Origin of the sequence: Marinomonas sp. FW-1, from assembly GCF_005222245.1 — a bacterium.
Classification (GTDB): domain Bacteria; phylum Pseudomonadota; class Gammaproteobacteria; order Pseudomonadales; family Marinomonadaceae; genus Marinomonas; species Marinomonas alcarazii.
In genome coordinates, this window is sequence record NZ_CP025987.1 from 1742899 (window position 1) to 1761352 (window position 18454).

Below are 18454 nucleotides of genomic sequence, written 5' to 3' on the forward strand. Positions count from 1 at the left end.
TTTTTGGTTTGCTGGGTCATCTATCTGCAAGATTGGCTCGATGCTTTTATTTATTCAAATATCGCTAAATAGTTCATTAATATAGCAATTTTAGGGTTTATTGAGTAGAAAAAGTGCAATTTTAATAGGTGGTTTGTTGGTGTGTTAGGGAGAGCATAGATCGAGCTGTATTTTTGACATGTTAAACAAAATGTAAACATTTAGACTTGTAAGTAATAATTTTTGTCTTTATGCTAAATAAACGTTAAGTCGTTCTTCAACAACGATTTACGATTGTGTTTAACAACAGAGAGCCATTATGGTCACAAAACTCGAAGTTAAAAACCTATACAAAATTTTTGGAGAGCATCCCAAGAAAGCATTGAAGATGCTTGATAAAGGCATAAACAAGGACGAAATTTTTAAAAAGACGGGTCAAACAGTTGGTGTAAAGAATGCCAGTTTGGCTATTAATGAGGGTGAAATATTCGTTGTAATGGGACTTTCGGGTTCTGGTAAATCTACTCTTGTTCGCTTATTAAATCGTCTTATTGAACCTACCCAAGGCCAAGTATTAATTGATGGCCATGATATTACTAAAGTGGATGACAAAGAATTACGCGACATTCGCCGCAGTAAAATTAGTATGGTCTTCCAGTCCTTTGCATTAATGCCTCATATGAACGTGCTCGATAATACGGCTTTTGGTCTAGAGCTGTCTGGTGTCGATGTGCAAGAGCGTCATGAAAAAGCCCGCAATGCGTTAGCTCAAGTTGGTTTGGAATCTCACGCTAACAGTTACCCAGATGAACTGTCTGGTGGTATGCAGCAGCGTGTTGGTCTTGCTAGGGCATTAACCAATAACCCTGACATTCTGCTTATGGACGAGGCGTTTTCAGCGCTTGATCCACTTATTCGAACTGAGATGCAGGATGAATTGGTGCGTTTGCAATCCGAACATCAGCGCACCGTGGTGTTCATTTCACATGACCTTGATGAAGCCATGCGTATTGGTGATCGAATTGCCATCATGCAAGGTGGTGAAGTTGTGCAGGTCGGTACGCCAGACGATATTCTGCATAACCCAGCTAATGATTATGTTCGTTCGTTTTTCAAAGGCGTTGATGTTAGTAACGTTTTCCACGCCAAAGACATTGTTTCTAAGTCTAGATTGACGCTCATTAAGAAAGACTCCAGTGAGGGTTTACGCAGTGGCTTACAACTATTAAATGAACATGACCGTGATTATGGTTATGTGATTGATAAAAGTAACCGCTTTTTAGGTGTGGTGTCTGCTAACTCACTGCACGATGTGATTAAGAATAAGCAAACTCTTGCTGAAGCCATCATTGATGATATTCAACCGATTGCTGCAGATACGTCTATCGGCGAGATTATTTCGATTGTGGCTCACTCTCCTTGTGCTGTGCCGGTTGTGGATGATCAGCAGAAGTATGTAGGTGTTATCAGTAAAGCGCGTTTACTAGAAACATTGGATAAGGAGGCTTCTGTATGAGTACTGAATCAAATCCTTGGGCAACCGGGTCAGACGACACGGGAGCAGCGGAATCGACAGCCAGTAATCCATGGGGTGGGGCTGCCTCAACTCAAAATTCAGATGCGATGTCTATGTCTGCCAGCGGCACACCGGTAGAGCAGACGGATTTTAGTTTACTTCATCCTTTCCAAGAAGTTTGGATTCCACTTGATAGTTGGATCGAAACGGGTGTGGATTGGGTCGTGACAAACTTTCGACCTTTCTTTACCGCTGTTAAAGCCCCTGTTGATGCGACCTTGACCGCCATCGATAGCACGTTTAATGCAGCGCCGCCGCTGTTGGTTATTGTGTTGTTTGGTTTGATTGCTTGGCAATTGTCTGGACGACGTTTGGCAATAGGTTCAGTCGTTGGCTTGATTACACTTGGTGCTATCGGTGCTTGGCAAGAATCAATGACAACGCTAGCGCTGGTGGTTACTTCGGTGCTGTTTTGTATCGTGCTGGGGATTCCGACGGGCATTGCCATGGCGCGGAGTGATCGCGCAGCCAAAGTGATTCGACCGATTCTGGATATTATGCAGACAACACCTGCCTTCGTGTATCTGGTTCCAATCGTTATGTTGTTCGGGATTGGTAATGTGCCTGGGGTTATTGTGACCATTATCTTTGCTGTCGCCCCTGTTATTCGTTTAACGAACCTTGGTATTCGACAAGTACCCAGCGATTTAATAGAAGCAGCAAACTCGTTTGGTGCAGATAACAAACAAATGTTGTTCAAAGTTCAGTTGCCACTTGCTATGCCAACTATCATGGCGGGCGTTAACCAAACCTTGATGCTTGGTTTGTCTATGGTGGTGATTGCATCGATGATTTCGGTCGGTGGTTTAGGTTTGATGGTATTACGAGGTATTGGCCGTTTAGATATTGGTCTTGCGACGATCGGTGGTATAGGCATTGTTATTCTTGCTGTTATTTTGGATCGCATGACTCAATCTCTTGGACAAGACGCTCGTCAGCGTGGCACACGTCATTGGTATGAAACCGGTCCAATTGGCTTATTGCTCGCTTTTAAAAAATGAAAATCAAAACGGTTACACTAAACTCATTCAAAGGAGATGTTCCAATGAAAAAGGTAGTTACACTCACTTCATTTGCCGCACTGTTTAGCGGTGCTGTTTTAGCCGACGGTCACTTGCCAGGCGAGGGCGTCACAGTCACAGCAGTACAAAGCCCAATCGCAGAAGAAACTTTTCAGACGATCGTTGTTAACAAAGCGTTAGAAAAATTGGGTTACGACGTACAGCCAATTAAAGAAGTAGATTACAGTGCAGGCTACACATCTGTTGCGAATGGTGATGCGCAGTTCCTAGCAGTAAACTGGTATCCACTGCACAACGCTATGTACAAAAATGCGGGTGGTGATGACAAGTTTTATCGCGGCGGCAACTACATAGAAGGGGCTGCTCAAGGTTACCTAATTGATAAGAAAACCGCCGATAAATACAAGATCACCAATATCGCTGATTTCAAAAAGCCTGAAATTGCGGCTTTATTTGATACCAATGGCGATGGCAAAGCTGACTTGACTGGTTGTCAGGCTGGTTGGGGTTGTGAAGGCGTTATTGAGCACCAGCTAGATGCTTTCGACTTGCGTGATAAGATTACTCATAACCAAGGTCAATATGCAGCGATTATTTCCGATACGATCGCACGCTTCAATGAAGGTGAGTCGATCTTTTATTACACTTGGACGCCGTATTGGGTATCTGGCAAGCTGGTTCCAGGCCGCGATGTTGTCTGGTTAGAAGTGCCTTATTCTTCAAACCCAAACAACACAGACACCGCATTGCCAAATGGCAAAAACTACGGTTTTGATATCAATAGCGAGCGAATCGTTGCGAATAAAGCCTTCGCAGAGGCAAACCCAGCAGCGAAAAAATTATTCGATATCATGAAATTACCAATTAATGCGGTAAGTGCCCAAAATATGCTGATTGCCGATGGTGAGGATTCTCAACGTGAGATGGAGATCCATGCGGATAAATGGATCAGTGCTAACCAAGCAAAATTTGACGGTTGGATCGCAGAAGCCAAAAAAGCCGCGAAGTAACCTACTTTGCTAGTCAGGTTTTGATTTCTCTGGATTCTATTGGGGATATAAAATAGACGGCTAGAAGATCAATATCTTAATGATGTTAATACTAAAGGATGCTGTATTTATACAGTGTCCTTTTTTTGTGTCTACAGCTAAGTTTGATTTTAGCTATTGGTTGCTTAGAGTAAAAAAACGCCTTTCATTACTTGGCAATGAAAGGCGTGTTTGGCCATCCGGCCTAGTGGTTTACCGTCACCTCAGAGCCCTCTGAGGTGACGATCTGGTCACCCGTCGCTCGGTTGTTCTTCCGGTGGTATTTGGACTTTCTCGTTGCTTTGACTTTCTAGATCTTGGTTGCCTGCCAAAGGACGAATTTGTCCATTGTCGCGGTAGAAACCAATGTCTTTTAGGTAATGGTCATCAAGCTGACGAAATAGCTGATTAGTACGACGAGCTTCGAAGTATTCTTTAGCGGCGTTGAATAGGGCGATGATACTCATAAGTTTTCTCCAAAATATACGTTTAATAGTGTGTTTTGGCGGAACTTACGGGGTGGTTTCTTATAGAGGTGTGACCGCGTAAATTCCGCGGTCAATGGTGTATTACACAGGCATTGAACGCGTGGACAAAGTTTTACGTACTCGATTATTACAGCGAGCAGCCATGGAGGAAGTAGAATGAATCAGCGTGAAAGTTGTCATTTTGCTTCTCCTTAACTTTGAGGTTTATTGATTGCGTAATGCATTGTGTAATTTGTGCTCTAATGAGCTTTTTAATTGAGCCTTTTTTTGTGACTTATGTCAATCACTTATATTGAAATAGCCTTTTTTTTATTTGACGAAAAAAACAATCACTCGGCTGCGGTATTGTGACGCTTTTTTGCTGTACAATCCGACGCGATTTTCCTGTCTTCTTTTTATAGTTAATAAATGTAGTAAGTGACCTCATGGCGACGAAAGCAACAGTTTATAAAGCATCCGTTCAAGTTTCTGACATGGATAGAAATCATTACCAAAGTTACGAGCTAACTTTGGCGTTACACCCTTCAGAAACAGAAGAGCGCATGATGGTGCGTTTGGCAGCATTCGCCTTGTTGGCGGATGAAAAAGAAGGCGGTGAGCAATTAAGCTTCACTAAAGGGATTAGCACCGAAGATGAGCCAGATTTATGGCAGAAAAACTACTCAGATGAGATTTTGCTGTGGGTCGAGCTAGGGCAACCAGACGAGAAACGTTTGCGTAAAGCCTGTGGTCGCGCTCAAAACGTGGTTGTTGTGAATTACAACGACAAGTCTGATATTTGGTGGGAACAAAACAAAGGCAAGAACAGCCGTTTTGATAACATGCGAGTATTGCGCTTCCCTGAAGCTCAGGTTGAAGCCTTAGCGAAAATTTGCACTCGTTCTATGCAACTGAACGTCACGATTCAAGACGGTGAGATGTGGATTTCTGGTGAACTAGGCGAATGCGCTTTGACACCAGTGTGGCGAGGCGAGCAATAAGCTCACCTCCAACCACTGTGTGCGCATAGTGATGTGGTTAGGCTTTATGCAAAGTGCGTTGGAACAGCGCAACGGCTTTGTTGTAACACTCTAAGGCGAGGGCAGGGTCATAACGGTCGCCTTCGTCGCGCATAAAAGCATGCTGACCATTGAATTCATGCCAAGTGAATAGACGGTCGGTATCGATCAATTGCTGGTAAATCTTCTGGCGTCCTTCTGTAGAAACATGCGGGTCTTGTTTGCCCCACACCATGGTGATTTCGCCTTGGATTTCTTTTGTGCGAGTGAAAGAGTCATTGCCTTCAGCACAAGGAATGGTATTGGAATGAATGTCTGTTGCGTATAAGCAAAAAGCCGCTTGGATACGAGGATTTAATGCCGCACGATACGCCAAATGGCCACCTAAACAAACGCCCATACTGCCAAATTGACCTGTGCAATAGTCTTGCTGTTCGAAGTATTCCAGCATGGCAACGGTATCGCTGTCGTGCGCTTCTAGAGTTTTAGTGAATTTGTCCGCGTTGCCTTTGTCTTTGCCTTCATCGTCATATCCCAGCACGGTGCCGATAGGGTTAAGTTCATGAAACACTTCAGGGACAATAACCACAAACCCATGGCCTGCCATGATCGCGGCCGAGCGAGCAATTGGCGCGGTTTGCTGGAAAATTTCAGAGTAGAAAAAGATACAAGGAAAGCGGCCAGCCGCTTGAGGGCGATACACAGTGCAGCGCATGGTGCCGGTTGGCGTGTTAATATCTTGATCGTGACGTTGAATGATCATGGTAATCCTTAAAGCGGTTTGTCATTTTCCTACATGATATTCGACCCAACACGGATGAGCCAGCCGCAAAGGGCTCAAACAGACACAAAAGCCAAATTTAACCAATGAGTAGACAGAAACCGTGCGAATTTTATTGATCAGCGCCTACGAAGCCAGCAGCCACAAAGCCTGGGCAAATACCTTAATGAATGGCTTGGCTCAGCATGAATGGCACTATTTGTCTTTGCCTGCTCGACATTTTGCATGGCGTATTCGCGGCAATGCCATGAGTTTTGCGTTTGATCCACAATTTAAACCTCAGATAGAGCAAGAGTACGATTTGGTCATTGCGACCTCGATGACAGACTGTGTTGGTTTAAAAGCCTTTTGCCCAAACTTGCAGAACATTCCTTGGCTGCTGTATTTTCATGAGAACCAATTTGCCTATCCTGCTAGCGACAAACAACAAGGTCTGATCGAAATGCAAATGGTCACCTTGTACAGTGCCTTGGCCGCGGATCTGTGTGTGTTTAATAGTCAATTCAATAAAGATTCTTTCTTTGGCGGTGCTCGTGCCTTACTAAAAAAACTGCCTGATTATGTTTCGCCAGATTGGTTAAATGACACAGAAACCAACGCCCAAGTGCTGGCGGTGCCTTTAGATATGACAGCGGCAGCGAGCAAACAGTTAGCAGTAGAAGAGGGCGAGAAAAAAGCATCAGAGCCAATGAAATTGGTATGGTCAGCGCGATGGGAATTCGACAAAGGGCCAGATCGATTGTTGGCAATTTTAGAAGAACTGGAGCGTCGTCAGCTAGACTACGAAATTGCCATTTTAGGTGAGCAGTTTCGTTCTATTCCAAAAGAATTTGATCAGATTCAAGCTAAGTTTGCACATCGCATCAGGCAGTTTGGCTTTGCGCCAAGCCGAGCGGAATATTTAGGCTTTCTTGCTTCGTCAGATATTGTGCTGTCTACGGCTTTGCATGAATTTCAAGGTCTTGCCGTATTAGAGGCGGTTGCCTTAGGTTGTGTGCCCGTGCTTCCAGATAGGCAAGTTTATCCAGAGCTATTTGGCAATCACCTGAACGAAAAGCTGTACCTTTATCAAAGTGATTTAAAAGACATTCAGAACGAAGCCGAGCGAGCAGTCGACTTGATTCAGCGTATTGTCACGGATGATGTAAAAGCCGCGGATGTTAGTCAGTATCAAGTTCAGGTGTTGCTTGAACACTATGAAAAGCTAATAGATACATACCAACACTAGTCTCTATTATGTATAGACAAGTTGTTGTCTTTCTATTCGATTAACAACTTGCTGTGTCCTAAAATCTACAAATGTCGTTTGAATCAAAATAGCGCACAACTCTTTATGTTGCGCTTATTTTGTGCGATATTCCTATGGTTAGTGTTTTCAAAATAAAAATAAATTCACATTAATCTTAAGAATTAAGCGCCAATTTACGCCATATTTAAATGTATATACATGTTGGTATGTTTGTTGCTTTTCTTCCTTTGATTAATAACCTTCTAGTAGGAAGTCCATATATGAATACTACAGATCCCAAATCAGGAGCCGTGTCTCCACTGTCTCTTCTTAAGCTCATTGCTTATAGCTGCGTTGGTATTTTTGTCTTTTTTATTCCGATAAGTATTGGCGGAAAAGAAACCATTCCTTTGGATCACATTGTGTCTTGGCTGCGTAATGACTACGGTCAAATGGCTGAGGTTTACGCTATCTTAGTCGTATTGGCTGGTGGTGCTTATCCGTTTATTTCTGGGAATTGGAAAGCCAGTAAAACGCAAACCGTATTGTCGATTTTTAAAGTCTTGGGTGTGGTTACAGCGGTAATGGCGTTTTTCTCCGTTGGGCCCGCTTTCTTGTTCGAAAAAGACATGCTGCCTTTCTTGTTTAGTAAATTGGTGGTGCCGGTTGGTTTGATCGTGCCGATTGGGGCGGTGTTTCTGGCGTTTCTGATTGGTTACGGTTTGCTTGAGTTTGCAGGTGTGTTGTTGCAACCGATTATGAAGCCTCTGTTTAAAACGCCGGGGAAATCGGCAATTGATGCGGTTGCCTCGTTTGTAGGCAGTTACTCTATTGGTTTGTTGATTACCAACCGAGTTTATAAGTCTGGTCAATATTCCGCGAAAGAAGCGGCGATTATTGCTACTGGCTTTTCCACTGTGTCTGCGACTTTCATGGTGATCGTCGCGAAAACCTTGGGCTTGATGGATGTTTGGAACGTCTTTTTCTGGGCTACTTTGTTGATCACCTTTGTGGTGACGGCAATCACGGTTCGCATTTTTCCGCTCAGTAAAATGGATGACACAGCAGAAAGTCGTGAAGTCGAAAAATTCGAGCATTCGCGCTTCAAACAAGCCACATTGGAAGGGTTGGATGTGGCTAAAAACGCCGCGCCCATTGGCCGTAATATCCTACAAAACATCAAAGAAGGCATGTTAATGGCAATGAGTATTTTGCCTTCTATCATGTCGGTTGGTTTGTGTGGCTTGTTATTGGCGAAGTACACGCCAGTATTTGAATGGATTGGTTACCTGTTTTACCCATTCGCATGGATCGCCCAATTGCCAGATCCAATGATGGTGGCGACGGCGTCTGCAACAGGTTTAGCTGAAATGTTCTTGCCAGCGCTAATCGCTGCGAAAAGTGTATTCGTTGTGAAATTCGTGGTTGGTGTGGTGTCTATTTCATCGATACTTTTCTTCTCAGCGTCGATTCCTTGTATCTTGTCCACCGAGATTCCACTAAGCATTAAACAAATGTTGATTGTTTGGTATCAGCGTGTGGCCTTGACGATTCTAATCGCTGCCCCAGTCGCTTTTTGGGCGGAGCAGTTTGTTCAGTAAATAGTTCACCGCAATAGCGAAACAAAACACACCGAATTGAGTCCCTACACGAATTTGGTGTGTTTTATATTTCCTTTCCAAATGTCGAATTTCTTCAATTAATGCTGATCAGCTATCGTTAGGATTGATCTTCAAGTTTATTCTTTGGAGAACTCACAATGTTAAAACGCATCAATTATTTTGCCGCAGCACCACAAGTGTTCGAGCTTTTACTAAAGCAAGAAGAAATCTTAGGTAATCAATTTGCAGAAATACCCAGCCTAGGTAAAACTATCTTGGAGCTACTGAAGCTTCGTGTCTCACAAATAAACCAATGTGCTTTTTGCTTGGATATGCATAGCTCGCAAGCATTTGAAATGGGTGAAACGCATGAGCGAATGATCGCTTTGAATGCGTGGCAAGATTCTCCGCTATTTTCTGAGCAAGAACGTCTTGCCTTAGCTTTTGCAGAACATCTTGTTTCCGGATATTCCATTGATGACGCTTATTATGAAGAAATGTTAGCCAATTTCGGTGAATCTGGACTAACTTATTTAACCATTGCGATAAATGCTATTTCTAGTTGGAACAGAATGGTAAAAGTCTTTAAGCCTGAGGTTGGTAGTTTTCGTTGAATAACACCAGTACGTTAGAGGATTAATATGATGTCGTCCTTGTTGTTTGATATTCGCTTTCCGCAAGGTCCGCTTTCTCTTTGGGTGCAGGCAATTTGGTCGGCACAAATCCCAATGAATCAACAAGGCGTGACTCGTCGCTTGGTTGCTGATGCTGGTAGTGGAATATTGTTTAATCTTGGAGAGCCAATATTGGTTGATCAAGAGGTTTGGAATGACCCAGTAATGTTTCAATCAACCAATCGGCAGGCGCATATGATTCATTTACCTGCTGGTGCCAATTTAGTTGGTGTCCGTTTTCAGCCTGGAATGGGGTGTTTGTTTCAGACAAAGTTGGCAAAACAAGAAGACACGACAAGCACACTGCAAACGTCTGAATTTATTCAGTCTTTATTTGTTCGATTAAAAGGCGGTTTGAATATTCAAGAGCGCATAGATTTATTGGATAAGGCTTTTTACCAAAGGGTTTCTAGCATGACCGATACTTATGACCCAGTAGTAAAAGCCGTAGAGTTGCTACAGCAATCTTCTCGAGTGGATTTGTCAAATACGCTTTCTCTTAGTCAGCGTCAAATAGAGCGTCAGTTTCAAGATCGTTTGAGTATGTCCCCAAAATACTTCCAGCGGTTGAGAAGGGTCAGAGCGGTTTTGTTGGCTTTAAAAATAGAAAAAAATCATGGCAAACTTGCTGAGCTTGCAATCGAATACGGTTTTTCTGATCAAGCTCACATGACACGTGAATGTCAGTTAATAGCGGGGATTACGCCAAAACGTTTTATGAAGAGCAGGTTGCTAGGCTAATGGTTTTGTTTTCAATGGTGTCCATCAAGCTTGCTATGATTCCAGCGTGAAATAACTTAGGTCAATCAGATTTTTATAGCCTAAAAAAGAGTCACGCGTTTAACGTGACTCTTTGTGTCTCAAATAGGGCTGGAACGCTTACAGATCTGCTTCGATAGCAGAGACAAGCTCTTCACTTTCAGGTGCTACATCAGGAGAGAAGCGAATCACTTTGCCTTCTTTGGTGATAAGGAATTTTTCAAAGTTCCAAACCACTTCAGGGGCTTTTGTTGCTTCAATTTTATGGCCTGCCAACATGTTAACCATAGCGTCGCGATTTGGCGTAACGGGTGCCGCTTCGATCAAACCTTTGTACAAAGGGTGTTTGTTTTCGCCAGTAACGGTGATTTTACTGAACATTGGGAAGGTCACGTCATAGGTTAGACTGCAGAACTGCTGAATTTCTTCATCAGTACCTGGCTCTTGCCCAGCAAAGTCGTTTGCAGGGAAGCCTAAAATTTCTAAACCTTGACCATGGTATTTTTTGTACAAAGCTTCAAGACCTTCGTACTGTGGCGTTAAACCACATTTAGACGCAACGTTAACAACCAAAACGGTTTTGCCTTGAAACGCAGACAGGTCAGTGCTGTTACCTTGGATATTGTTAACAGATAAATCTAATACGTGACTCATAGAAACCTCTCATAAATGATAAAAGCAATGTTAAAAATCCGTTCAAGCATAGCCTTTAATGCTTCGGTAAAATGCGAAGCAATTGCATAAATTTGTATTATGGCTGCATTGTATTTTGTAAAGGGCCGCCTTGATCCAATAGCAGTTCACGCAATTTGCAGAACACTTCTGAAGATTGACGCACGCCATCGTGTTCGTAGCTATTGGTAATCCACACCTGAGTATTAGCGACTTGCTTCGCTGTTTTCAGTGACAGCTCTCGAGGAACATACATGTCGTTGTGATAAACCGCAGCGACAACGGGCACTTTGTTGTTAGCGAGTTTGGCAAGATCATAAAGTGGCGCATAATCTTGATAATCCGCTAGAGCATTCGCCGCGTCAGAAAAAGGGCGCAACGATGCGATTTGCTCGAACATCCAAGGGTAAATCATTTCGCCTGTTAGCATCAAAGGCGAGTGTGACGCATCAAATTCACTAAACTGATCTCGCAGCTGTTGGGCTGCCCAACTGGTGCTTTTGTTCGGTTGACCATAAATGCTTTCATGAATGACAGCAAAAAGCGGGCCTTCATGGTAGCTGGTGATGTTCATCACTTGTTCTAAAAAGACATCGCTTAGGCGGCTTTTATCACTGCCAGCAAAGGCTTCATCAATTAACCAATGGACTTGATCGATGCCCGGCCCCATGCCCAGTAGAATGCCAATGCTTTGGAATCGTTCTAGAGTAAGGGGATCGCCATCGGGTAATAGCACTTTGTCGTTGCTTAAGCACTCGGCAATTCTTGCCATGGTTTTTGCGTCTTCTGGGTAGCGGGCATAATAGTCTTGGTTTTTCTCAATCACGCGCTGATAGGTAAGCTGATAAACCTCTTGTGCCGACTCTTCTAGTCCCGCTAAACCGCCTGTCACATAACACGCCGCCAAACCTTCTGGCGCTTGGGATAAATAAGTTAAAGTGATAAAGCCGCCATAGCTTTGTCCTAGTGTCTCAAATAAACGACCGCCATATATCGTCTTACGTAAGTGTTCGCAGTCCGCAACAATGCTGTCGGCACGGAATTTAAGCAGGTAGTCTCGGCCTTCCTCGGCAGACAATTTACGAATCAGGTTGGTATCAATTCGGCTGCTGCGGCCTGTGCCACGTTGATCTATCAGTATAATTCGATGGGTTTTCAGCGCTTCCGCCATCCAAGATGGGGAACCAGGCATTGGACGAGGGGATTTGCCGCCAGGGCCGCCTTGTAAAAATAGCAATAAAGGCAACTCTTCATCGGAGCGGTTTATATCAACCACTTCGCGAGCAAACAGCGTAATCGTTTGGTTGTTTTCAGGGCTTTTGCTAAAGCCAGCCCAATCTAAAGGTACGTCCAACTCGTATTCGGTAATCAGCATGCCTTTCATCTTGTACTGTTTCTGTACTGGGTTCATTCTTACCTCGTTGTTCTGTATAACGATTTGACGGTTTGTATTGTTGGCTACTTTACACTTATGAGAGCGCTAGCTCGAATGTTTTCATTCCTTAGGTTGGTTGAATGCGTACTTGGATGACATGGTCGGGTTATAGAGATTTCCCTTAGTAAATTTGGGTAATGAAATGCTCAGAAGCTTTTTTTGATAGGTTGCTGCCTGCCAGTAAAGAGGAAAGCCCTAGGTTAATAGAGTGAATTTGATCTGAGCTTAACTCGTCTTCAATCTGGAATTCCGTGCAAAGCCAATCTTTATCGTCATGGTCTTTTACGATACGGCGTGAAATCTTGTAATGCTCGATGCGTTGAGCAAGAAAATAATTGCTGACAAGTGTGAAATATTGTTCGGTTTCTTCTGGGCTAATGCCATGGCTGACAAGATATTCCTGTAATGCGGTTTCTTGAGGGCGGTGAGATTTTAAATACGTTTCCATCAGTTTCGCGTCTTTCGAAAACGCTCCCATGCCTTTATACAGGTTGCTTAATAAAACAATCACGCTCATGGCGGCTGGTGTGGATGCTAGGTAATCTTCGAGCACTTGAACCGCCATTTTTGGAAAGCCCAGACAGTTAAGGTGAGAGGCGTAGTTAGAGTAAATGGTTGAATTATCTAAATAATTCAGTGTTTCGAAAAACGCCTTGCTGACTTCTTTTTGGTTGCCCAGAGCGACTTGTAAATACATCATTGCAACGTGGCTGTATCCCTTAGACAGCTCGCTTAGATGACTGATTTTTACTCGAATGTCTCGTTCAACGCTGGCTTTTTCGAACTCAGTTAACGCACTAAATGGTCCCATTTGATAATAAAATTTCTCACATTGAGTCATTACATCGTTCATGAGGTTGTTTGTTGAAAGCTCGGGTTGCGTCATCGTTTTCCTACGTTCTCTATCATTTAGCCAATTCACCATGATTTGATCCTAGCAAATATGATGAAAGAACGACTATAGCTAAGGACAAAAAGGCCTAGCTCAAAGGGATTTGGCGGCAGCAACCGACAGAAATAGCACAAAATCGCCCGTAGACGCGCTCCCAAGGCTTGTAATTAATATTTTTAGCACCTATCTATTAGTTTATGCATAATGATTGAGATATGGTTATAGCAGACACCGTTTTTATATTAGATTAATTACAAGACAAAACTTCGGAGCGGCTTTACATGAAAAAACTTGATTTCTATCCAACGACCAACATCGACGAATTGGCTTGGCCTGAAGAAAATTACGACCTTACCATCGACTCGCCTGCATTAGCTTTCTTTACGGATTTTAAAAACATCAAACCTTTGGTTATTGAGTCCACAGCATCTGTGTTGAGAGTGAAAGAGCTCATGCAAAAAGAGCACGTAAGATTGAAGCTTGTGGTTGATGAGAAAAAACATTTTATTGGTGTTGTTAGCTCTGATGATTTGATCGAACGAAAGATTGTTCAGAAAGTATCGGAAGGTTTGGAGCGTAATGAAATTGTCGTCGCTGAACTCATGACAGCGAAAAAACATTTAAAAGCATTGGATTGGAAGGATATTTCTAAGGCTAGCATTTCTGATGTGATTAACGCTCTTAAAGATAACGGTGAGCGTCACTGTCTTGTAATTGATCATGAAAATCACAAGATTCGAGGCATTTTCTCAGCCAGTGATATTTCTCGAAGACTGCGTCTAAATATAGATATTCAAGAAAAAACCAGTTTCTCTAAAGTATTTGTTGCTACGCTTTAATCTTCAAACACGACTTGTTCGTGTGACTCTTCTATCGCCCCCTATTGCTTTTTTTCACAGTCAATAAGGGGCTATTTGCCTTCTTCCAGTAACCGAATGCTTCATGTGATCACTCCGAGCAGATATCAATAATTTGGCTTCTAAGCCACTGATGCGCTTGGGAGTGATGAGTGAGTTTGTTCCAGTAAAGACTGAGTTCAAAACTACTTTCAAATGGGCAATTTTTGATAATCATCGGACCTCCAATAATACGGGCAAGCCGTTCAGGTAGGGTGACAATTAGCTCCTTGCCAGCCATTCTTGAAATAAAATTGGAAACACTCGGAAGGCGCAGTGCTATGGTGAGATTCACGCCTTGTAGTTCCGACATGCTCAGATAAAGCGGTTTCCAACCGCCTTCATAACTTATTTCTATGTGCTTCGCCGCGATGTATTCACTTAGTGTCATGTCTTTATCAGCCAAATCGTGTTGCTGGGACATTAAGCAAACATAACGGTCTTTGTATAAAGGGCGTTTGTAGAGCGTCTCATAATCGTGGGTAACGGGAGACAGTAATATGTCGCACAATCCCTGCTGAAGTTGTTTATGACCATTCATATTTGACTGGATAAAGTTCAAATGGATATTCGGTGCGAGCGTGCTTAACCGCTCAACTAAGGTAGGCATAAGCACTTGCAGTTCGTAGAGATTACAGGAAATCGTAATACTTAAATCGGCCTCGCTCGGCACAAAATCAGTGGGCTGAAACAGTTCGGTCATGCCTTTAAGTAGATTTTCTATGTTCGGCATAATTTGGTGACAGCGGCTGGTGGGAGCAACGCCTCTGCCGGAGCGAACAAAAAGCGGATCCCCAAATGCCAAACGCATCTGTTCGAGCGTATAGCTTACAGTGGGTTGGTTTTGCTGCAATGCCGTGGCCGCTGCGGTTATCGAGCCAAGCTCATATATCAGCTTTATTGTTTTTAGGTTTTTAAGGCTCAGGGAGCCGGAATCAAAATTTTCCATAATGCATATCAGATTTATCAGGTTATTTGATGATATGGCTTAGGTTATATTTTGGTCAACAATAAAAACAAAGGAAAATATTATGAGCCATAGAAACCTTTCTAGTGCTGAAATTGCACAATATCAAAAAGACGGTGTGGTATGCATACGCAATGCTGTAGATCCTAGTTGGATTGAAAAGCTGGCGGCTTTTGGTCAATACCAAATAGACAATCCAAGCCAGCTGGCGAACGACGCTAACCCCGGTCAGAAAACCGGTCGTATGTTTACCGACCGTTATCTATGGCGTTCGAATGACCTTGTGTATCGCTATGCAAAAGATTCCGGTTGTGCGCGTCTTGCTGCACAGGCAATGCAAAGCAAATCCAGCCGCTTTTATTTTGATCATCTTCTTATCAAAACCACACAATCAAACACCCCAACACCTTGGCACCAAGATGTGCCTTATTGGCCCTTTAGAGGTAAGCAAATTGCGTCTATTTGGTTGGCATTAACGCCAGTGACTCTTGAAGGCAGCGGCTTAGAATTTGTCAGAGGTTCGAATAATGACAATGTGTTTTATCTGCCGGAGGCATTCGGAACGTCTGACAAAAATGCCAATATCGGTTGGACAGGAAAAGGTGAGGGCGTTCCTTGTCCTGATATAGAAGCCGACCGCGACAGCTTCGACATCATCAGTTATGAACTTCAACCGGGTGATGCGTTGATTTTTTCGGCTTGGACGCTGCATGGTGCACCGGGTAACAAATCAGCCAGCCAAGACAGGTTGGCGTTTTCGACTCGCTGGTTAGGCGATGACGCCATTTGGGACCCAAGACCAGGTACAGACCCAAGCGTTAATGTCAGTGAAGTCCGAGTTCAACCGGGCCAGTACCCAAATGATAATGCCATCTTTCCTGAGTTCTATTACGAAGAATAAGAGGTGAATAGACAAAAGACGTCTTGAATTTCGGAATGTAAAACAACAATAAAAAAATGAGGAAAATCGAATGTCAAAAATTAAAACAACACTTTTGGGTTTGGCGCTAGGTTGTGTTGCGAGCAGTGCTGTTCTTGCTCAGAGCACAACAACACTCCGAGTGGCGACTTGGGCACCAAACAGTAATCCACAAAATGCGGTGGTTTGGCCGACATGGGCGAAATGGGTAGAAGAGGCAACAGAAGGGCGAGTAGATGTAGAAATCATCAACTACACCGGCCATCCCAAATCCATTTTTTCCGGTGTTGAAGATGGTATTTACGACGTGGGATTTAGTGTGAATGCCTATCTTTCAGGGCGCTTTTTACTGACCAGTATTGCCGAGATCCCTGGCGAAACGATTGATGCGGCTTCCGCTTCCAGTGCCCTTTGGCGTGTTCAGCAAGAGTACTTTAAACCTGCCAATGAATACGATGGCTTAACATTGCTGGGGATGTTTGTTCATGCACCGGGTCAGATGCAAACCACTTTTCCAGTTAACCGTTTAGAGGATTTAAAGGGTAAGAAAATCCGGCTTGGTGGCGGCATGGTCAATGAGCTTGCAAAACGCTTAGATGTGACACCTGTTATCGCTCCAGCCAGTAAGTCATATGAAATGCTGCAACAAGGCATTGTAGAAGGGACCTTTTTGCCAACGGGGGAGCAAAAATCGTATCGCTTAGCGGAAGTCACAAGTGATTTAACGCTGTTCCCGAATGGTCTTTATACCACTGTGTTTAGTATTGTGATGAATCCATATACTTTTGATCAGCTCAGTGAACAGGATCAAAAAGCGATTATGAGTGTATCTGGAGAGAAGCTTTCGCGTATGGCGGGTAAAGCTTGGCAAGAAGATGCAACCAAGGGAATTGCCTATGCGCAAGAAAACGGCGTAAACGTGGTTACTTTGGATAAAAATGATCCGCGTGTCATTGAGATGGGCAAATTGACGAAAGGCATTGATCAAGTTTGGTTAGATTCCGTAGCGGATCGACAGGTCGATGCAAAAGGCGCTTTGGCGGCTTTTCGTAAATACATAAAAGAATAAAGGTTTTGCATTTCGAGTTAGTCTCGTATGAGCTAACTCGAAATGTGTTTTTATGTGTTAACGTGACAAAATCCCGCCTAAGCAATCCAAATCTGCTGTACGTTAACAAACTCCCGTATGCCTTGCGGGCCAAGTTCACGTCCATAACCGGATTTACCAATCCCGCCTGATGGCAATCTTGGGTCACTCTTTACGATGCCATTGACGGCAATTTGACCTGATTCCAGTGTCTCAATCGCTCGATCTATAGTCACTTGATTATTGGTCCAGATGCTGGCACCTAAGCCATATTCGGTATCGTTTGCCAGATCCAGCGCTTGATCAATCGTATCAATCGGCGTCACGCTAAGTACTGGTCCAAAGGTCTCTTCTTCAAACACGGTCATGCCAGGTTTTACATCGACCAATAATGTCGGCGGATAGAAGAAACCTGAGCGAGAAGGTAAATCACCGCCTGTTAAACAGCGCGCACCGGCATCGATACTTGCCGATACTTGGCGGTGCAGTTGATCCCGTAAATCTTCTCTCGCCAATGGCCCTAGATTATTACTTTCGTCTCTTGGATCGCCACACTTGAGGTTGCTAAAGCGCTCTCTTAGGCCTTCGCAAACTTCGTTATAAATCGATTTTTCGACAAACAGGCGTTTTACGGCGATACAAGATTGCCCCGCATTAATCATGCGCGAGAGAGTTATAATATCGAGTGCTTTTTCCAACTCCGCATCGGCCATCAGAATGCAAGGATCGGAACCCCCCAGTTCTAATACGGCGGGCTTTAATCCCGCAGCGGCTTGCGATGCAATAAATTGTCCCGCCTTGCTAGAGCCTGTGAAAGAGACGGCTTTAACTCTTGGGTGATCGATCATTTTGCTCGCCACCGGATTTGTAACCGCTAAGTTAGCAACTACATTGTCTGGTACGCCCGCTTGATAAAAGCATTCAACCAATTTATTCGCCGTGGCAGGCACATTAGGGTCAGCCTTCAGAACGCAAGTATTCCCCGCCATTAAAGCCGGTGCGAGGAAGCGCAATGCCAACCAAACAGGGGCGTTCCAAGGCAAGATGCCGAGAACCGTGCCAAGAGGAAGGTATTGCACATAACTGTGGCTCGCGTCCGATTCTAAGGTTTCCGGTGTCAGAAATGCTTCACCGTTATCCGCGTAATATTCCGCGCACCAAGCGCTTTTCTCGACTTCGGCAATGCCTTCTTTAACGGGTTTGCCCATCTCTAGCGCCATTAGATCGGCCAGCTCTTGTTTGTTGTCTCTAAGTGTCAGCGCAACGGCTTTTAGTATTGCTGCGCGTTTTTGAAAGCTTTGGGATTTCCAATGGGCAAAACCATTTGCCACTTTATCGATAGCCGCATTTGCCTCATTAAGACTCAAGGCGGAGCAAGAGGGTAGAGCTTGCCCAGTTGTGGGGTTAATGCTTTCAAGCGTTGCGGTTTCTAGTTTGGCTGCTGTTAACATA

At 43.8% G+C, this 18454-nt stretch carries 18 protein-coding genes; 11 read left to right on the plus strand and 7 right to left on the minus strand.

Going from position 1 to position 18454, the window contains the following annotated elements; all coding sequences use genetic code 11:
- The first annotated feature begins 298 nt into the window (after window positions 1–298).
- The 3 genes from proV to proX are packed head-to-tail and all read left to right on the plus strand — an operon-like array spanning window position 299 to window position 3587.
- Window positions 299–1495: a glycine betaine/L-proline ABC transporter ATP-binding protein ProV gene (proV, locus tag C1X04_RS08105; protein WP_137169622.1), complete on the plus strand. Its 1197-nt coding sequence runs from the start codon at window positions 299–301 to the stop codon at window positions 1493–1495.
- Window positions 1492–2556: a glycine betaine/L-proline ABC transporter permease ProW gene (gene proW / locus C1X04_RS08110; protein WP_110572104.1), complete on the plus strand. Its 1065-nt coding sequence runs from the start codon at window positions 1492–1494 to the stop codon at window positions 2554–2556. The genes proV and proW overlap by 4 nt, the downstream gene beginning before the upstream one ends.
- Window positions 2557–2600: 44 nt before the next feature.
- Window positions 2601–3587, plus strand: a complete 987-nt coding sequence (gene proX, locus C1X04_RS08115; RefSeq protein WP_110572106.1) for a glycine betaine/L-proline ABC transporter substrate-binding protein ProX — start codon at window positions 2601–2603, stop codon at window positions 3585–3587.
- 269 nt (window positions 3588–3856) lie between these two features.
- On the opposite strand, the gene C1X04_RS08120 is transcribed toward proX, so the two are convergent.
- Window positions 3857–4072 carry a hypothetical protein gene (locus tag C1X04_RS08120; protein WP_137169623.1) on the minus strand — a complete coding sequence of 72 codons (216 nt, stop codon included), beginning with the start codon at window positions 4070–4072 and terminating at the stop codon, window positions 3857–3859.
- Window positions 4073–4518: 446 nt separating this feature from the next.
- Here C1X04_RS08120 and C1X04_RS08125 point away from each other — a divergent pair, with 446 nt between their 5' ends.
- Complete coding sequence (locus C1X04_RS08125; protein WP_110572110.1) at window positions 4519–5073, plus strand: YaeQ family protein; 555 nt, start codon at window positions 4519–4521, stop codon at window positions 5071–5073.
- 37 nt (window positions 5074–5110) lie between these two features.
- Here the strand turns inward: C1X04_RS08125 and C1X04_RS08130 are convergent, their stop codons facing one another.
- Window positions 5111–5854, minus strand: a complete 744-nt coding sequence (locus tag C1X04_RS08130) for a dienelactone hydrolase family protein (RefSeq protein ID WP_110572112.1) — start codon at window positions 5852–5854, stop codon at window positions 5111–5113.
- Between the two features lie 121 nt (window positions 5855–5975).
- On the opposite strand from C1X04_RS08130, the gene C1X04_RS08135 reads away from it, so the two are divergent.
- From C1X04_RS08135 to C1X04_RS08150, 4 genes are all read left to right on the plus strand, one after another.
- Window positions 5976–7100 carry a DUF3524 domain-containing protein gene (locus C1X04_RS08135; protein WP_137169624.1) on the plus strand — a complete coding sequence of 375 codons (1125 nt, stop codon included), beginning with the start codon at window positions 5976–5978 and terminating at the stop codon, window positions 7098–7100.
- A gap of 281 nt (window positions 7101–7381) precedes the next feature.
- Window positions 7382–8701, plus strand: a complete 1320-nt coding sequence (locus C1X04_RS08140) for a YjiH family protein (RefSeq protein ID WP_254682361.1) — start codon at window positions 7382–7384, stop codon at window positions 8699–8701.
- Window positions 8702–8859: 158 nt separating this feature from the next.
- Window positions 8860–9315, plus strand: coding sequence for a carboxymuconolactone decarboxylase family protein (locus tag C1X04_RS08145; protein ID WP_137169626.1), 456 nt, complete (start codon window positions 8860–8862; stop codon window positions 9313–9315).
- Between the two features lie 27 nt (window positions 9316–9342).
- Window positions 9343–10116: a helix-turn-helix domain-containing protein gene (locus tag C1X04_RS08150; RefSeq protein ID WP_137169627.1), complete on the plus strand. Its 774-nt coding sequence runs from the start codon at window positions 9343–9345 to the stop codon at window positions 10114–10116.
- A gap of 138 nt (window positions 10117–10254) precedes the next feature.
- Here C1X04_RS08150 and C1X04_RS08155 read toward each other — a convergent pair whose 3' ends face one another.
- From C1X04_RS08155 to C1X04_RS08165, 3 genes are all read right to left on the minus strand, one after another.
- Complete coding sequence (locus tag C1X04_RS08155) at window positions 10255–10788, minus strand: glutathione peroxidase (protein WP_110572123.1); 534 nt, start codon at window positions 10786–10788, stop codon at window positions 10255–10257.
- A gap of 97 nt (window positions 10789–10885) precedes the next feature.
- Window positions 10886–12217 (minus strand): alpha/beta fold hydrolase, encoded by a 1332-nt coding sequence (locus tag C1X04_RS08160; RefSeq protein WP_137169628.1) that lies wholly within the window; start codon window positions 12215–12217, stop codon window positions 10886–10888.
- A 145-nt stretch (window positions 12218–12362) separates the two neighbouring features.
- The gene (locus tag C1X04_RS08165; protein ID WP_137169629.1) at window positions 12363–13166 is read right to left on the minus strand and encodes a hypothetical protein; all 804 of its coding nucleotides are present in this window, start codon (window positions 13164–13166) and stop codon (window positions 12363–12365) included.
- A 248-nt stretch (window positions 13167–13414) separates the two neighbouring features.
- On the opposite strand from C1X04_RS08165, the gene C1X04_RS08170 reads away from it, so the two are divergent.
- Window positions 13415–13972 (plus strand): CBS domain-containing protein, encoded by a 558-nt coding sequence (locus C1X04_RS08170; RefSeq protein ID WP_137169630.1) that lies wholly within the window; start codon window positions 13415–13417, stop codon window positions 13970–13972.
- 109 nt (window positions 13973–14081) lie between these two features.
- On the opposite strand, the gene C1X04_RS08175 is transcribed toward C1X04_RS08170, so the two are convergent.
- The gene (locus tag C1X04_RS08175) at window positions 14082–14978 is read right to left on the minus strand and encodes a LysR family transcriptional regulator (protein WP_110572131.1); all 897 of its coding nucleotides are present in this window, start codon (window positions 14976–14978) and stop codon (window positions 14082–14084) included.
- An 82-nt stretch (window positions 14979–15060) separates the two neighbouring features.
- Here C1X04_RS08175 and C1X04_RS08180 point away from each other — a divergent pair, with 82 nt between their 5' ends.
- Window positions 15061–15897 carry a phytanoyl-CoA dioxygenase family protein gene (locus C1X04_RS08180; protein WP_137169631.1) on the plus strand — a complete coding sequence of 279 codons (837 nt, stop codon included), beginning with the start codon at window positions 15061–15063 and terminating at the stop codon, window positions 15895–15897.
- 70 nt (window positions 15898–15967) lie between these two features.
- Window positions 15968–16984 carry a TRAP transporter substrate-binding protein gene (locus C1X04_RS08185; protein WP_137169632.1) on the plus strand — a complete coding sequence of 339 codons (1017 nt, stop codon included), beginning with the start codon at window positions 15968–15970 and terminating at the stop codon, window positions 16982–16984.
- A 77-nt stretch (window positions 16985–17061) separates the two neighbouring features.
- Here the strand turns inward: C1X04_RS08185 and C1X04_RS08190 are convergent, their stop codons facing one another.
- Window positions 17062–18453 (minus strand): NAD-dependent succinate-semialdehyde dehydrogenase, encoded by a 1392-nt coding sequence (locus C1X04_RS08190; RefSeq protein WP_137169633.1) that lies wholly within the window; start codon window positions 18451–18453, stop codon window positions 17062–17064.
- Between the last annotated feature and the right edge of the window lies 1 nt (window position 18454).

Coding starts and splice junctions, on each gene's coding strand:
- proV (WP_137169622.1), top strand. CDS start 299: ATGGTCACAAAACTCGAAGTTAAAAACCTATACAAAATTTTTGGAGAG.
- proW (WP_110572104.1), top strand. CDS start 1,492: ATGAGTACTGAATCAAATCCTTGGGCAACCGGGTCAGACGACACGGGA.
- proX (WP_110572106.1), top strand. CDS start 2,601: ATGAAAAAGGTAGTTACACTCACTTCATTTGCCGCACTGTTTAGCGGT.
- C1X04_RS08120 (WP_137169623.1), bottom strand. CDS start 4,072: ATGAGTATCATCGCCCTATTCAACGCCGCTAAAGAATACTTCGAAGCT.
- C1X04_RS08125 (WP_110572110.1), top strand. CDS start 4,519: ATGGCGACGAAAGCAACAGTTTATAAAGCATCCGTTCAAGTTTCTGAC.
- C1X04_RS08130 (WP_110572112.1), bottom strand. CDS start 5,854: ATGATCATTCAACGTCACGATCAAGATATTAACACGCCAACCGGCACC.
- C1X04_RS08140 (WP_254682361.1), top strand. CDS start 7,382: ATGAATACTACAGATCCCAAATCAGGAGCCGTGTCTCCACTGTCTCTT.
- C1X04_RS08145 (WP_137169626.1), top strand. CDS start 8,860: ATGTTAAAACGCATCAATTATTTTGCCGCAGCACCACAAGTGTTCGAG.
- C1X04_RS08150 (WP_137169627.1), top strand. CDS start 9,343: ATGATGTCGTCCTTGTTGTTTGATATTCGCTTTCCGCAAGGTCCGCTT.
- C1X04_RS08155 (WP_110572123.1), bottom strand. CDS start 10,788: ATGAGTCACGTATTAGATTTATCTGTTAACAATATCCAAGGTAACAGC.
- C1X04_RS08160 (WP_137169628.1), bottom strand. CDS start 12,217: ATGAACCCAGTACAGAAACAGTACAAGATGAAAGGCATGCTGATTACC.
- C1X04_RS08165 (WP_137169629.1), bottom strand. CDS start 13,166: ATGGTGAATTGGCTAAATGATAGAGAACGTAGGAAAACGATGACGCAA.
- C1X04_RS08170 (WP_137169630.1), top strand. CDS start 13,415: ATGAAAAAACTTGATTTCTATCCAACGACCAACATCGACGAATTGGCT.
- C1X04_RS08175 (WP_110572131.1), bottom strand. CDS start 14,978: ATGGAAAATTTTGATTCCGGCTCCCTGAGCCTTAAAAACCTAAAAACA.
- C1X04_RS08180 (WP_137169631.1), top strand. CDS start 15,061: ATGAGCCATAGAAACCTTTCTAGTGCTGAAATTGCACAATATCAAAAA.
- C1X04_RS08185 (WP_137169632.1), top strand. CDS start 15,968: ATGTCAAAAATTAAAACAACACTTTTGGGTTTGGCGCTAGGTTGTGTT.
- C1X04_RS08190 (WP_137169633.1), bottom strand. CDS start 18,453: ATGTTAACAGCAGCCAAACTAGAAACCGCAACGCTTGAAAGCATTAAC.